Genomic DNA, 14,857 nt, shown 5'->3' on the forward strand with positions numbered 1-14,857 from the left:
CGTATGCTCCCACCGGCATGCCGGATCGGCCGAAACAGAGCGTCCTCGCGGTGCAGAACATCAAGGGAGGGGTCGGCAAGACGACGATCGCCGTCAACCTGGCCGCGCTCCTCGCCGAAAGGTACCGCAAACGCGTCCTCTTGATCGACGCCGACCCGCAGTGCAACGCCAGCCTGTATCTGCTCAGCGACGAGCGCTTTGAGGCGAGGACGCGCGAGGACAAGGCGCGTCGGGAAGGCAACCTCCACGATCTGTTCCACGGCGACGTGCGGTACTTCGACGTGGTCAGCGGGAAGCCGCACGGCCCGTTGCGCAAGGTGAGCGACTACCTGGAGCCCGTGCGGGCGTGTGCCGGCGGGGGCTCGCTCACCCTCGTGTGCGGAAGCGCGAGGATGTTCGAGGTGCAGGAGATCGCGGCGGAGATCGTCGTGTCGAGGATCAAGAAATGGCTGCCGAGGACCGGCGATGCGTACGAGCACGTCATCATCGACTGCCCGCCGAGCATCAGCAGCGTCAGCCTGGCGGCGCTCAAGGCGGCGGACAAGATCCTGGTCCCGATGACGGCGGATCAGTTCTCCCTGCACGGGCTGCCGCTCCTGATGAAAGCGCTCAGGGAGTACAAGAAGGTCCTGGACATCAAGGCGAAGGTCGCCGGGGTCGTGTTGAGCATGTTCCCGCCGGCGAGCGACGCCGATCAGCGCGCCAAGGCAGAGCGGTACGTGAAGGCCATCAGCGATCTGTGCGCGGCGCAGAAGCCTGCGGTTCGCTGCCTCTCCGCAGTCGTCTCCAGGGATGAAGCTTACCGTGACTCGTTCGAGCGGAACGAGCCGCTGCCGTTCTCTGGTGATCCGAAGCACGTACGGCTTGTCGGCGAGCTTGAGGCGGTCGCGCACGAGGTGGGGCTTTTTGGAGGTGCGCCGTGACGAGTCCCGAGCGTACGGGCAGTGACGGAGTACGGGCAGCGAGAGCGCTGCTGAGCCTCGTCGAGGAGCACTCCGCCGACGACTTCCAGGCAGCCGAGGCGATCCTCGGCGGGCAGAAGGAGCTAGCACAGGTCCTCCAGTTGCTCCGCGACTTCAAGCGGCAGCAAAGCCCCGAGGACCAGGAGCCGGCGTCGATCGAAGGGTTGCGCGAGATCGCGAGGAAAGAGCTCATCGAGCTTGCCCGAGCTAATGCCGGTGTCGAGTTGATGTTGTTGAAGTCGTTCAAGCAACTTATCGGCACGCCGCCAAAGTCGACGATCGAAGACACTGTCGAACAAATTCTTCTTCACCTGGACAAAAAAAGTCCTACTCATGGTCAAAAAGTGTCTAGGCTTGCGGATTTGCTCCGTCACGCATCTCTCGCTGCAGGACGCGAGCACCGAGAAAGGATCGAGTCGCGTCTCCGCAGGCTTGCGATCTCGGCCCTTGCCGAGAACGTGATCTTGCTGCCGACGCTGCACTCCATCGCGCAGCTCCGAACCTCGTGGGGGCCCCGTCCGCTGCCCTACAAGCCTCAAGAGTCGCGCCAGCACCTCGCAGAGCGGCTCATGAAAGACGCGGAGCAGCATGCGCCCGACGATGTCGGCGATGTCGCCATTTTCTTGCTGTCCGAAGGGCTACGCGGCCCTGCCGACCGGGCGATCGCGGAGACGCGCCGGAGTGACGTGAAGAAGGCCCATGGCGAGTAAGCGACAGCGCCGCGACTCGCCTCGCGAGAAGCTGCTCGCGGAGGTCGGCCGGCAGGTCGAGCGCCGGCTCGGAGGCTCCGGATCCGAGCTGGCCGCCTCCCAGCAGACCCTCGCCTACCTGAACTGGCTCGCGTGGCACTGCGGCGGCTTTGCGACGGTCCCGGCGTTCTTGAACGCGGCGCGAGCGGACATCGTCGCCATCTTGCATGCAGGTGCGCTCGGGGTGGAGCGCACCGCCCATGTCCACGCCCGGAGCCTCCTGGAGAACCTCGTCCGTCACTGCTACTTCGACTCGCGCCCCTCCCTGTTCGTCGCGCGTACCGTCCTCCCCGAGGAGGACGTGAGAGACGTCTGGGCCGACCTGCTCAAGGAGATCCAGCGCCTTCCACACTTCCAGCCGGCGCTCGGCGATGCCGCCGAAACCGCCTTTCTGTTCTCCGAGATCGAGCACGCCTACCAGCAGTCGAGCCGTTTCGTACACGGCTCCACCGCGCGTTACTGGAGCCTCTACTGGAACATCCGCTCGATCGACCTGGATGCGGAGCGCGCCCGGGACCTCGACGCCGCCTTGCGGCGCCTCGGCGAGGCCTGCCTGCTCCTCCTGGCGCTGTATCACCTCGGACCTTACTTGCTCGTGTCGCAGCCCATCCGGCGCTTCATGTTGCGTGACGCCATGGACGCCGGCGGGCGCGCCCGCTTTCTGCGCTGCATGGAGTCCGTTCCCGTGACCTGGGCGCAGCACCAGCGCTCTGCGGCGCTCCGCACCTGGCGGGAGCGGAAGCGCAAGCCCTTCCCGACGAGCGACGGCTTGCTCCTCGACAGGAGGGGGCTCATCCTGGCAGCGAGCCCAAGAACATCAACCAAGTCGTAGGCTTGCGTTCGCGGTTCCCGATGCTGCGAATGCCGAGCCACGCGCGTCGCGCCTGCTATCAGCCCTTGCTGCGGATGCCGTAGCGCTCCATCAGCCGGTGGACGAGCTGCCGGGAGACGCCCATCGACGCGGCGGCCCGCGCCACGTTGCCGCCGCTCTCCCGGAGCTTCATCGCGATGTACGTGCGCTCGAACTGCTCGACGACCATGTCGCGCGCCTCGCGGAGCGGCAGCGCGGCGAACTGGCCGACGCCCATGTCGGCGGGCCGCGGCGCCACCTTGACGATCGCTTCCTCGGCGAGGTGCGGGAACAGCATGAGCCGCGCGACGGTGTTGCGGAGCTCGCGCACGTTGCCGGGCCAGTGGTGCCCGCGGAGCAGCTCCAGCGCGTTCGGCGGCAGGTCGGCGAGCGAGCGCGGCGGCACCTGCGCCGCGAGGAAGCGCTCGACGAGCAGCGGGATGTCCTCCTTGCGCTCGCGCAGCGGCGGCACGACGGTCTCCACGACGGCGAGCCGGTAGTAGAGATCCTCGCGGAACGTGCCCGACGCGACGCGGCCCTGGAGATCGCGGTGCGTCGCGGCGATCACGCGGGCGTCGAAGGACGTGTACGCCGCGGCGCCGATGCGCCGCACCTGGCGGGCCTCGAGCGCGCGCAGGAGCTTCGGCTGGAGATCGAGCGGGAGCTCGCCGATCTCGTCGAGGAAGAGCGTGCCGCCGCTCGCCTCCTCGAGCAGGCCGGCGCGCGCGCCCTGGGCGCCCGTGAACGCGCCCTTCGTGTAGCCGAAGAGCTCGGCCTCGATGAGGTTCGGGGCGACGGCGCTGCAGTCGAACACGACGAAGGGGCCGCCGCTGCGCGGGCTCGCCGCGTGGATGGCGCGGGCGAGGACCTCCTTGCCGGTGCCGGACTCGCCGAGCAGGAGGATCGTCTCCGAGGTGGCCGCTGCGCGCTCGAGGCGGGCGAAGAGCGCGCGCATGGGGACGCTGCCACCGAGGGCCTCGCCGAAGCTGGCCGAGGTGGAGAGCGGGACGACGACCGGGGCGCCGCCGACGCGCACGGTGAGGGACACGCCGCCCAGGGAGGCGATGGCGCCCGGGGTGAGGAAGCCCTCGACGATCAGCACGTCGTTGATGAACGTGCCGTTCTTGCTGCCGAGATCGGTGAGGACGACCCCGCGCGGCGAGAACCGGAGCTGGCAGTGGCGGCGCGAGACGCGCGAGTCGGGGATGATGACGTCGCACTCGCCGCTCGTCCCGAGCACGAGCGGCGCGACGCCGAGGGCGGCCTCGATCGGCGGGCTCTTCTGCGGGGTGACGAGGATGCGCAGGTCCGGGAGCTCGACCGCGTCGCTTCGGAGGGTCGTGATCGTCCGGGTGGGGTCGTGCATGGATCGCGCGGGAGGGGGACGGGGCAGCATCTCCGAATTTCCGGCGGATTTCCAGCGCGCGGTGCGTCCGGGGCGCTGGACGCACGCCGTCAGGATATCCTCGTGAGGTGCTCGAGTTCACGCAGTCCGAGGCCAAGATCCTGTCCCAGTGCGTCACCCGCTTCACGGAGGCGTTCCGCCGCGACGTGGCGGACGTGATCCGGCAGGAGTTCCGCGGCTACGAGCCGCCGGAGGTGACGGAGCTGATAGGACAGCTGAGCCTCCTCGGGCGGCAGCTCGAGCTGCGCCCGCCGCACGCGCAGATCCACGACACGCAGGGCCCGCTGCTCAAGCGCATCCTGATCGACCTCCGGCGCGACAGCGCCACGGCGATCGAGGAGCCGCTGCAGAAGGCCGTGAACGCCGAGACGATCCGGCACCTCCGGCGCGAGGTCCACGGGCTGGAGCAGCTGATGGCCGCGCCCTGGTTCGCGGCCACGCGCGCGCTCAAGGTGCCGCAGCTCACCGACTACATGTCGATCCGGCACGCCGAGGCCGTGACGCCGGAGGCGCCGCCGCTGCGCCCGCGCGAGTACGACGAGAAGTTCCACATCCTCGAGGCCCCCGGGCTCTTCCTGCCGGATCTGGCGCACTACCGGGCGCGCTGCGCGCTGCGCGGCGCCTCGATCGCCGTGGCGTTCATCGACATCGACGACTTCAAGGCGTTCAACGTCCAGCACACCGAGACCGCGGTCGATCTCCACGTGCTCCCGCCGCTCATGGAGAGCATCGAGGCGCACGTCTTCGCGCACGGGCACGCGTACCGGTTCGGCGGCGACGAGTACATGATCACGCTCCCCAACGCGACGCGCGCCTGGGCGGTGGACTTCCTGCGCGCGCTCCAGGAGCGGCTCGCCCGCCGCCGCTACCGCCGCGTCGAGCGGTCGCCGACGATCTCGGCCGGCCTGTGCGTCGCCGACGTCGACTGCTTCCTGACGGATCGCGAGATCCAGGGGCGCGCCAACCTCGCGAAGAACCACGCGAAGGCCACGGAGAAGGGCCGCGTCGCCACGTACGACGGGGAGCTGTTCCGCCCCGAGGATCTGGTGCTCGCGTGAGGCCGGACGGCTGGATCGCGGCGGGCGAGGCGCGCGCCGACGGCGACGCGCCGCCGGAGGCCCCGGACGGCCTGGTCCTGCCCGAGCCGCTGTGGGACGCGGTGCGCGCGGCCTACGGCGAGCCCGGGCGCGCGTACCACGACCTGGCGCACGTGCGCGAGGTGCTCCGCCGGGTGGGCGAGGTCGCCCGCGACGTCGGCTGGCGGAGGCCGCGGGAGGTGTTCCTGGCCGCGCTCTTCCACGACGCCGTGTACGTGCCCGGCCGCCACGACAACGAGGCGCGCAGCGCGGAGCTCGCGCGCGAGGCGGTGGCGCGCTGGCTGCCCGGCGAGGGGCTCGACGAGGGCCTCATCGAGCGGCTCATCCTGCTCACGGCGCGCCACGGGGCCCTCGGGCCGGCGGACGTCGGCGAGGAGGAGGCCCTCTTCCTCGACTGCGACATGGCCATCCTGGGCAGCGACGCGGCGGTGTTCGACGCGTACGACCGGGCGATCGCCGCGGAGTACAGCGCCGTGCCGCCCGAGCTCTACGCCGCGGGCCGGCGGCGCTTCTTCGAGAAGCTGCTCGCGGCGGAGCGGATCTTCCTCTCGCCGTACTTCCACGCCCGCCTCGAGGCGAGCGCGCGCGCCAACCTGCGCCGGAAGCTCGACGCGGGCGCGTAGCCGCGCTGCGCGGGGGTCGGTGGACGGCGCGGTCGTCACGGGCGCGGCGGCCCGCGCCGCCGGGGTGCAGGGGGGCAGCGACGCTGGCGCGCGCTGCCCCTCGCGCGATCACCAGCTCTTCACGTCGCTCTTGCTCACGCGGCACGTGGCGGTGCCCCACTGGCTCGCGCCGCCGTGGAGCTTCTCGGACTCGCCCATGTGATCGGTGACGGCCCTGTACTCCTGGCAGATCTTCGGCTTGTCGTCGCCCGCGTCGTAGCCCCCCTTGACATAGAGGTTCGTGATCGTGACCGTGTCCCCGTAGTTCTGGTTCGCGCCCGCGACCGTGGTCTTCACGCGGTCCACCCTGACGTTGTCGATGATCAGGTGACGCGGCCCGCCGTTCGCGGTGCAGTCGCCGCACGAGCGCCAGAGCTTCCCGAAGTCGGCGATGTACGAGTTCGTGACGATGGTCGTGGAGCCGCCCTTGGCGTTGTGCTGGAAGATCTTGTCGGCCGAGTGCAGGGCGATGGAGCTGTTGATGTGCATCGTCGCCCCGTCGGCGCTGTTGGTCGCCGCGTCCTCGCAGACGTCCTCCCAGTAGACGTGATCGAGCGTGCAGTCGCCCTTGCAGACGATGCCGTTGCCGCCGGGGAGGCCGCCGGCGATGATGAGGTTCTTCACGGTGACGCCGTCCTCGACCTCGAACACGGTCTTCTGGCCCTCGCCGTCGTCGCAGTCCTCCGTGTTGTTCACGCCGATCTTCTGGTTGTTGAAGTCGTAGACGTCCTGCCCGCCGTGGGCGGCGTTCTTGAGCACCGTCGTCTGGTTCCTGATCTCGCCGTTGCCGTTCGTGGGCGTCGGGATCGCCATCGGGAGCTCGTCGCCGAGCGGCTCCTCTCCACCCGTGCCGCTGCTCGTGGTGCTCGCGGCCGTGGTGCTGGAGCTGCTCGTGGTCGCGCTGCTCGTGGTGCTCGCGGCCGTGGTGCTGGAGCTGCTCGTGGTCGCGCCGCTCGTGGTGCTCGCGGCGGTGCTTCCGCCGCCGGCGCCTCCCGTGCCGCTGGTGCCCCCGCCGGTCGCGGCGGCACTCCCGCTGCTCGAGCTGCTGCCTCCCTGACCGTCGTCCGGCGTCGCGGCGTCGTCTGAACAGCCGAGCTGCATGGCTCCGACGGCGCCGAGCACGAACAGCAAAGTGAAAGCTGACTTCAATCCAGATCTCATCTCATTCCCTCTCGTTCCGGCATCATGATGGGCGACCCGCGGCCCGGAAGCGCTTGTGCGGCGCTGTCGACTCCTCGACGCAACCCGTCAGGGGGGCAACCACGAACTCGCGCTTCGCACCGCTCAGCTGGCTTCTGCGTCGAGCTCGTCGAGGTGGATGCAAGCGGCGATCCAGGGGGCGCGGCGGGACATCGAGCATCGCGCGGAGGCGCGCTGGGGCCTTCGTGTCAACGAGGGGTCGACACCGGTTGACGATCGGGTTGACGCGCAGGTGCTCTGCGCCGCGCAGCGCCGGGGGGAGGGCGTGCCTTGGGCGGCGGCGAGCCCACGATCGGCGTCCAGAGCCTGCCGAGCGCAGCGCCAGGCAGGCTGCGCCATGCAGCTCAGAAGATCGGGTCGTCCTTGCAGCCGAAGATGACCTTGACGGAGCCGGCGCCGCTGCTCGCCACCTGCTCACATGCAGCGCCGTGCAGCTTGATCGTCATCATGTCTGGCCCCGTGTAATTGGGGTATCGCCGGCGCCCGACGCTCCGCTGCCGCTGCCGGCTTCATCGCTCGACGTACTGCCCGATAGCGCCGCCAGCACGACGACGGAACAGATCGATGATGCTCTCAACATGATGCCTCCTGTAAGCTGAATCCTGGCGACGTCATCGCGAGCACCGCTCCAGGGCCTGCGCTCGATCCACGAACAGGGGCCACGAACAGCTGCCACGAGCCGCGGGGCTCGGCGACGGCGCGGGCGGCGGTCGCTACTCGAGCTCGTCGGCGAGACGATCGAGCCAGCCCTCGATGTCCTCGGTCGGGGCGTCGAGCGGTCTCGAGGTCGGCGCTGCCGTCGGGTAGCCCCCTACCTCGTCTTGGTTGTTCACGAACATTCCATCGCCGGACAGGACGTCTTCGACGATGCGCAGATCGACCTCGTCGCGGTCTCTGGGCCTCGCGCCCGCGTGCGCGAGCACCGCGTCGAGGACCGACGCTGCGGGGAGCGCCACGAGGCCGTCGGGCCACGCGGGCTTCTCGGCGAGGACGATGATGTCCGGGGAGGCGATGGGCGCCGCTGCGCCGAGGGCGTCCACGGCGAGGTTGTCCTCGAGGTAGGCGGATCCCAGCGAGTTGGTGCCGATCATGGGGAGGCCCGGCAAGGTGTTGGCGCCGTGCCGCATGTAGTTGCCGACGATGCTGACCCTCGGCGGCTCCGGCGTGACGCCCGAGCTCTCCCACTCCTTGAGGACGGGGCCGAGGCGCATCGCCCATTTGCCGGGGTTGTAGACGACGTTGTTCACGATCGCCCCGGTCGCGAACCCCTTGTACCAGGGGTTTCGTTCGTTGTTGTGGGCGTAGAGGTTGCCGACGACGGTGACGTCGGTGCAGTGGTCGTGCACGAGGGTGCCCATCGAATGAGAGCCCTTCTCGTGGATGGATTCGAGGAGCCCTTCGGCGATGATGTTGTTGCTGAGGGTGACGCGGCGCGAGGTGCCGTCGGGACCGTCGAAGCGGGGGCCCGAGACGGACAGGTTCTCGTCGACGCCCCACGCCACGGAGCAATGGTCGATCACGATGTTGTACGCCGAGGCGCCGTCCGTCGTGACGTCGGGCTCGAACCCCGACGCCGGCGCAGCCCCGGCGTCGCCCATCCGGAAGCGGAGGTGCTGGATCCGCACGTCGTGCGTGCGGATCTTCATCCCGCCGCGGATCAGCGTGACGCCCGGCGAGGGCGCTGTCTGGCCGGCGATCGTGACGAACGGCTCGGTGATGTCGAGGCGCGTCTTGTTCAGGTCGATGATCCCGCCGACCTCGAACACGATCGTGCGCGGCCCCCGCGTCTCGATCGCCTCGCGCAACGATCCCGGGCCGTCGGCGTCGAGGTTCGTCACCTTGAGGATCGTGCCCACGCCATCGACGGGCCCCGAGCCGCCGGCGCCCCCCGCGGAGCCGGTGGTGGCGGAGCCGCCGGCGCTGCCCGCGGAGCCGATGGTGGCGGAGCCGCCGGCGCTGCCCGCGGAGCCGGTGGTGGCGGAGCCGCCGGCTCCGGTCTGGGCGCCTGCAGTCCCTCCGCCGCGGCCGCCCGTGCCCGGAGTGCTACCTCCGGCGCCGCCCTGTCCGGCCGCCTCATCGCTCGGCCCGGGCGAGCTCGCTGCGCCGGAGCAACCGGCCAGGAACGTGCACCCCGTGCAACCGAGGAGGACGAACGAGAGGACAGCGGCCTTCATCAGATGATTCCTTTCGAATCGAGAGAACTCGTGTGGGCGCTGAAGGCGCCGAGCTCCCGCTGGCGACAACGGCGCATGGCGCGGCTCACCGTCGTTGCGCTGGATGCACGCACGAGGCGACTCGAGCCCAGCCCGTCGCGCAGTCCGGGTCGCGCGTGAGGTGGCGGCCGCCGAACCAGGCCGGCGCCGCGCCTCCTCCGCGCGCCGCGAGATAAGCAACGACAATGCCATTGGCCCGGCCCCGCCTGCCGACGGCTCACGTGTGTGGCCGGGGGGCTGCGCAGCGCTCGTGGCGTGGAGGTCCTCGTCGCGGCGCGTCGTGGCGCCGCGACGTCAACCACGGGTTGACGTGCTTGACGGCAAGGACGGCTCCCGTGTCAACCGCGCGTTGACCGGCAGCCGTCTGCCGCGCGCTCCGCCGGCGCTCAGCACTTCCAGCCGGGCGGCGGCTTGGCGAAGCCGGTCTCGGCGGGGAAGGGGCTGGCTGTCTCGCGCTGGTGCAGCCCGTCCACGTCGATGCCGAGCGCCCTCAGCCCGTCGCGCTGCTCGTAGCGGATCACCAGCACGGCGGCGGGCTTGGGTGTCGCCCGGGTGAACTGCGTCGATGTGATGCGCGACTCGCGCCGCTCGCCGAACGTCGTGCCCAGCCCCTTCGGCGCCGCGGGGGCCGGCGGCGGCGCAGCGGGCGCGGGCGGTCCATAGCCCCCCGGAGCCGGCGGCGGCAGTCCGCCACCCTGCGGCCCGCCGAACGCCGGCGGGCGCGGCGTGAAGGGCGGCGGGGGTGGCGGCGGCGGGGGCGCGAGCTCCTCGAACACCGCCAGGCCGATGACACCCACGTTGCGGGGCTTGCCGATCTGCGCGGCGTACGACTGCTCGATGCTCCCGAACCGGAACGTCGCGACCTCTGTGTGGCTGATGCGGAACCCGGTGAAATCGAACGACTCGTGCGCTCTGATCACCAGGCCGCGGGCGTCGAACGACGCGTCCTTGCCGCTCTGCACGTCGAGGCCGTCGACCGTGGGCACCACCTCGACGCGCGCGCCCGTCAGGTTGCGCACGCGCAGCGCATAGCGCTGCCCTGACCGCCCCTCGACATAGGTCGTCTCTCGATGGACGTACTCCCGCGTCGGCGTGAGCCCGCCGCTCTCCTCGACGAGCAGCTCCACCTCGACGATCCCCTTCAGGTCTCGCATCTCGATGCCCCTCTCCCTGAGCTGTCGCGCGCCCTCGCGCGGCGGCGAGCGTCCAGGCGCTACGTGAACCCGCTCGGCGCCGGCGTGTCAAGGCGCCGGTCGGGCGCGGGCCTCGCTGCCCGCTCGCTTCCCCATACCGCCCGCCCGCGGCTCGCGCTATCAACGCACCTGCGGGAGGCGCGGGCGACGCCCGCCGCCCTCGGTCTTCGCACACTTCGCACGTTTCACGCGTTTCGCATGGTTCGCAGGGTCGCCGCATGATCGCCGTGGTCGCAGAGAAGCCCGCCGTCGCCCGTGACATCGCCGCGGTGCTCGGGGCCTCGAAGCGCGCCGAGGGCTTCCTCGAGGGCGGCGGCTATGTCGTCACGTGGGCGATCGGGCACCTCGTCGCCATCGCCGAGCCGCACCAGATCGACCCCGCCTGGAAGCGCTGGCGCCTCGACCTCCTCCCGATGCTGCCCGGGCAGTTTCCGCTCGTCGTCCTCCCCGGGACGCGGGCCCAGTTCGAGATCGTCCGGAAGGTCCTGGGCCGGCGCGACGTCGAGCGCGTCGTCTGCGCCACGGACGCCGGCCGCGAAGGCGAGCTCATCTTCCGGTACCTCTACGAGGCGGCCGGGTGCAAGAAGCCGGTCGAGCGGCTCTGGATCTCGTCCCTCACGCCCGACGCCATCCGCGACGGGCTCCGGCGGCTACGGGACGCGCGCGGCTACGACGGCCTCGCCGACGCGGCGCGCGGGCGCAGCCGGGCGGACTGGCTCGTCGGCATGAACCTCTCGCGCGCCTACAGCCTGGTCTTCGACCAGGATCTCTCGGTCGGCCGCGTGCAGACGCCGACGCTGTCCATGGTCGTCGAGCGCGAGCTCGCGATCCGGCGGTTCGTCCCCGAGCCGTACCTCGAGGTCGTCGCGACCTTCTGCCCGCTCCGGGAGGATGGCTCGGGCGCGGCCGACGAATCCTATAAAGGCACGTATTTCAACGACAAACCGCTCCTCGGCGAGCCGCCGAACACCGGCGAGCGGCCAAATGCCGGCGAGCGGCCGAATGCCGGCGAGCGGCCCGAGACCGCGCCGTCGCGGAGGCGCCTGCCCCCGGACGGCGAGGAGGCGCGGCGCATCGTCGAGCGGGCCCGGCGCGGCGAGGCGCGCATCGAGGCGGTCCGGTCGGAGTCTCGCCGCCTCCCGCCGCCGCTGCTCTACGACCTGACCGAGCTCCAGCGACACGCCAACCGCCTTTACGGCTTCTCCGCGCAGAAGACGCTGGAGGTGGCCCAGGCGCTGTACGAGCGCAGGAAGCTCATCAGCTATCCGCGCACCGACAGCCGACACCTCTCGACGGACGTCGCGGCCACGCTCGGCGCGGTGGTGCAGGCGATCGAGGGCTCGTATCGGGGGATGCTCGCCCCGGGGACGGGGGCTCGGCCGCTCGGCAAGCGCTTCGTCGACGACGGCAAGGTCGGGGATCACCACGCCATCATCCCCACGGGGGCTCGGTCCTCGCGCGCGGAGCTCTCGACCGACGAGCAGAAGATCTTCGATCTCATCTGCCGGCGCCTCCTCTCGGCGTGGCACGAGGATCACGTCACCTCGATCACCACCGTCATCACCGCGATCACCACGCGCGGCGGCGCGGGCGCGCGCGGCGGCGAGCCGATCGTGGACCGCTACCACAGCGCGGGCAGCGTCGTGGAGAAGGTCGGGTGGAAGGTGCTCGACATCGGCTTCGGCAAGCCGCCTGCGAAGCCGCGCAGGAAGGGCGAATCGGACGGTGACGGACGCGATGCGCGCGACGGGGAGGGCGGGGAGGGCGAGCGCGAGACCGCGGATCAGCGGCTCCCGCCGGGCCTCGTGAGGGGGCAGGTGCAGCTCGTGCTCGACGCGGAGGCGCAGGCCAAGAAGACGCGTCCGCCGCCGCGCTTCACCGAGGCCACGCTGCTCACGGCGATGGAGACCGCGGGCAGCAGCCTCGAAGAGAAGGAGCTCTCCGAGGCGATGAAGGACTCGGGCCTCGGCACGCCGGCCACGCGGGCCGCGATCATCGAGACGCTCCTCCGGCGCGAGTACATCGTGCGCCAGGGCAAGCTGCTGCACGCGACCGACAAGGGCGTCGGGCTGATCGAGGTCGTCCACGCGGACGTGAAGAGCCCCGCGATGACGGGCGCCTGGGAGGCGAAGCTCGCCCGCATGGCCCGTGGCGGGGGCGATCTGCCGTCGTTCATGGCGGGCATCGAGTCGTACGTGCGCCAGGTGGTGGCGGAGGTGAGCGCTGGGCGGCGCGCGGCGGGGGCCGGTGCGCTTTCCCCGGAGGCCGGGGCGTCGCCATTTCAGGAGCGCGGCGAGGCGCGGTCGCGCGCGAAGGGCGGCCGCGCCGCGGCCGCTGCGCCGGGGGCCGGTCGAGGCCGCGAGGCGGCGACTCGCCGCGCTCCGGGCAGCAGCGCAGGGGTCGTGCCGGGCGACGCATCGGCTGGCGCGCTGCAGGCGGTCGCGGCGGCGGCTGCAGCATCGCCGCCGGCTCGGGCGCAGGCGCGGTCGCGTGCGGCAGCAGCGTCACCGCCGGCGCGACCGGCGGCGGTAACGCCGACGCCCGCGCGACCTGCGGCAGCGGCGTCGCCGCAGGCGCGACCCGTGGCGGAAGCGCTGTCGCCCGCGCGTGCGGCGGCCATCGGTGCCTCCACGGCGCGTGGGGCGGGCACGGCGTCCTCGCCGGCGGTCGCCCCGTCTCCAGCGCGCCGGCCCGAGGATCTCGTCGAGCTGCTCCACCAATGCTTCGGCTTCAGCGCGTTCCGCCCCTACCAGGAGGCCGTCTGCCGGACGGCGGCCGCGGGCAGCGACGTGCTGCTCGTCATGCCCACCGGCGCCGGCAAATCGCTCTGTTACCAGCTCCCCGGCATCGCCCGAGGCGGCACGACGCTCGTCGTGAGCCCGCTCATCGCGCTCATGGAGGATCAGGCGTCGAAGCTCCGGGCGTGCGGCTTTGCCGCCGAGCGGATCCACTCCGGCCGGAGCCGCGCCGAGTCGCGGAAGGCCTGCATCGATTACCTCGAAGGCGCGCTCGACTTCCTCTTCATCGCCCCCGAGCGGCTCCGCGTGCCCGGGTTCCCCGAGATGCTCGCCCGCCGGAAGCCCGTGCTCGTGGCCGTCGACGAGGCCCATTGCATCTCGAAATGGGGCCACGACTTCCGCCCTGATTACCGGATGCTCGGTCAGCGCCTCCCGGCGCTCCGGCCGGCGCCGGTCATCGCGCTGACCGCCACCGCCACGCCGGTCGTGCAGGACGATATCGTCGAGCAGCTCGGCCTCGCCTCCGCGGCGCGGTTCATTCACGGCTTCAGGCGGAGCAACCTGGGTATCGAGATCCTCGAGGTCAGCCCGGGAGAGCGCCTCGCCCGGGTGCGCGCGTTGCTCGGGCAGGACGGCCGGACGCCGGCCATCGTCTACGCCGGGACGCGGAAGGACGCCGAGGCGCTCGCCGCCGGCCTCTCGGAGGATCTCCCGGCCGAGGCGTACCACGCGGGCCTCGCCCCTCCGGTGCGCGACCGGATCCAGGCGGCCTTTCTGGACGGCAGCACCGAGATCATCGTCGCCACGATCGCCTTCGGCATGGGCATCGACAAGCCCGATGTCCGCACGGTCGTCCACGCCGGGCTGCCCGGGAGCGTCGAGGGATATTACCAGGAGATCGGCCGTGCTGGCCGTGACGGGCTCCCCTCGCGGGCCGTGCTGATGCACTCCTATGTAGACCGGCGAATGCACGAGTTCTTCCACGAGCGCGACTACCCTGATCCGGCGATGCTCCAGCGCATCGAAGAGGTCCTGTCGGAAGAGCCCCGCCCGAAGGAGGAGATCCTGGGCGATCTCGGCATCGATCCCGAGGTGGCGGACAAGGCCCTCGAGAAGCTCTGGATCCACGGCGGAGCGCGGGTCGATGTCAACGGGGACATCGCCCTGGGGGAGCCGGGGTGGCGCGCTCCCTACGAGGCGCAGCGGCGCCACAAGCTCGCCGAGCTCCTGCAGATGGCGCGGTTCACCGAGGGCCACGGCTGCCGCATGCTCCACCTGGTCCGCCATTTCGGCGACCAGGAGGACACCGGCGAGCCCTGCGGCCTGTGCGACGTCTGCGCGCCGGCCGCCTGCGCCGCGCGGGAGTTCCGGGCGCCGAGCCGCGACGAGGCGCAGGGGATCGCGAAGATCCTGGCGGCGCTTCGCGAGAGCGAGCAGCCGACCGGCCGGCTCTACCGCGAGGCCTTCGTTGACGGATCGCTGGAGCGGCGCGACTTCGAGCACCTCCTCGGCGGGCTCGTGCGGGCGGGCCTTGTCTGCGTGCGCGAGGACTCGTTCGAGAAGGCGGGCGAGCTCATCACGTACCAGCGCGCGTCGCTCACGTCGCGCGGCCTCCTCGGCGGGCCGCGCGGCGCGAGCGACGTCGTGGGCGATGTGCCGCTCGCGAAGCTCCCGCCGAAGGTGAAGAAGCGGCAGAGCGCGAAGTCCTCGGACGCGCGGAGGGCGTTCTTCGCCCGCAAGGCGCAGCGGAAGAAGGGCCGTTCGCGCTGAGCGCCGCGCGGGCGGCGC

General features: G+C 71.2%; 11 protein-coding genes. 7 read left to right on the forward strand and 4 right to left on the reverse strand.

The genetic code is table 11. The features are described from left to right. Positions 1-17 precede the first annotated feature (17 nt). The 3 genes from WMF45_RS19380 to WMF45_RS19390 are packed head-to-tail and all read left to right on the forward strand — an operon-like array spanning position 18 to position 2,543. On the forward strand, positions 18-923 hold the full coding sequence (locus WMF45_RS19380; protein ID WP_437718362.1) for a ParA family protein: 906 nt from the start codon (positions 18-20) through the stop codon (positions 921-923). Continuing rightward, positions 920-1,672 (forward strand): hypothetical protein, encoded by a 753-nt coding sequence (locus WMF45_RS19385; RefSeq protein WP_437718363.1) that lies wholly within the window; start codon positions 920-922, stop codon positions 1,670-1,672. The genes WMF45_RS19380 and WMF45_RS19385 overlap by 4 nt, the downstream gene beginning before the upstream one ends. Beyond that, positions 1,662-2,543, forward strand: a complete 882-nt coding sequence (locus WMF45_RS19390; RefSeq protein WP_437718364.1) for a hypothetical protein — start codon at positions 1,662-1,664, stop codon at positions 2,541-2,543. The genes WMF45_RS19385 and WMF45_RS19390 overlap by 11 nt, the downstream gene beginning before the upstream one ends. Positions 2,544-2,601: 58 nt before the next feature. On the opposite strand, the gene WMF45_RS19395 is transcribed toward WMF45_RS19390, so the two are convergent. Beyond that, positions 2,602-3,927, reverse strand: coding sequence for a sigma 54-interacting transcriptional regulator (locus WMF45_RS19395; RefSeq protein WP_437718365.1), 1,326 nt, complete (start codon positions 3,925-3,927; stop codon positions 2,602-2,604). Between the two features lie 107 nt (positions 3,928-4,034). Between WMF45_RS19395 and WMF45_RS19400 the strand changes: the two genes are divergently transcribed. Next, on the forward strand, positions 4,035-5,024 hold the full coding sequence (locus WMF45_RS19400; protein WP_437718366.1) for a diguanylate cyclase: 990 nt from the start codon (positions 4,035-4,037) through the stop codon (positions 5,022-5,024). Positions 5,025-5,095: 71 nt separating this feature from the next. Next, the gene (locus WMF45_RS19405) at positions 5,096-5,686 is read left to right on the forward strand and encodes an HD domain-containing protein (protein ID WP_437719555.1); all 591 of its coding nucleotides are present in this window, start codon (positions 5,096-5,098) and stop codon (positions 5,684-5,686) included. Positions 5,687-5,794: 108 nt separating this feature from the next. Here the strand turns inward: WMF45_RS19405 and WMF45_RS19410 are convergent, their stop codons facing one another. Further along, positions 5,795-6,538 carry a pectate lyase gene (locus WMF45_RS19410; protein WP_437718367.1) on the reverse strand — a complete coding sequence of 248 codons (744 nt, stop codon included), beginning with the start codon at positions 6,536-6,538 and terminating at the stop codon, positions 5,795-5,797. Between the two features lie 34 nt (positions 6,539-6,572). Here WMF45_RS19410 and WMF45_RS19415 point away from each other — a divergent pair, with 34 nt between their 5' ends. Continuing rightward, positions 6,573-6,782 (forward strand): hypothetical protein, encoded by a 210-nt coding sequence (locus WMF45_RS19415; RefSeq protein WP_437718368.1) that lies wholly within the window; start codon positions 6,573-6,575, stop codon positions 6,780-6,782. Between the two features lie 856 nt (positions 6,783-7,638). Here WMF45_RS19415 and WMF45_RS19420 read toward each other — a convergent pair. Then, positions 7,639-9,099: a pectate lyase family protein gene (locus WMF45_RS19420; RefSeq protein ID WP_437718369.1), complete on the reverse strand. Its 1,461-nt coding sequence runs from the start codon at positions 9,097-9,099 to the stop codon at positions 7,639-7,641. Between the two features lie 425 nt (positions 9,100-9,524). Continuing rightward, the gene (locus WMF45_RS19425; protein WP_437718370.1) at positions 9,525-10,292 is read right to left on the reverse strand and encodes a hypothetical protein; all 768 of its coding nucleotides are present in this window, start codon (positions 10,290-10,292) and stop codon (positions 9,525-9,527) included. A gap of 257 nt (positions 10,293-10,549) precedes the next feature. Here WMF45_RS19425 and WMF45_RS19430 point away from each other — a divergent pair, with 257 nt between their 5' ends. Next, entirely contained in the window at positions 10,550-14,839 is a 4,290-nt protein-coding gene (locus WMF45_RS19430; protein WP_437718371.1) for a DNA topoisomerase 3, read from the forward strand. The last annotated feature ends 18 nt before the right edge of the window (positions 14,840-14,857 follow it).

Source organism: Sorangium sp. So ce448, from assembly GCF_051520915.1.
Lineage (GTDB): Bacteria > Myxococcota_A > Polyangia > Polyangiales > Polyangiaceae > Sorangium > Sorangium cellulosum_B.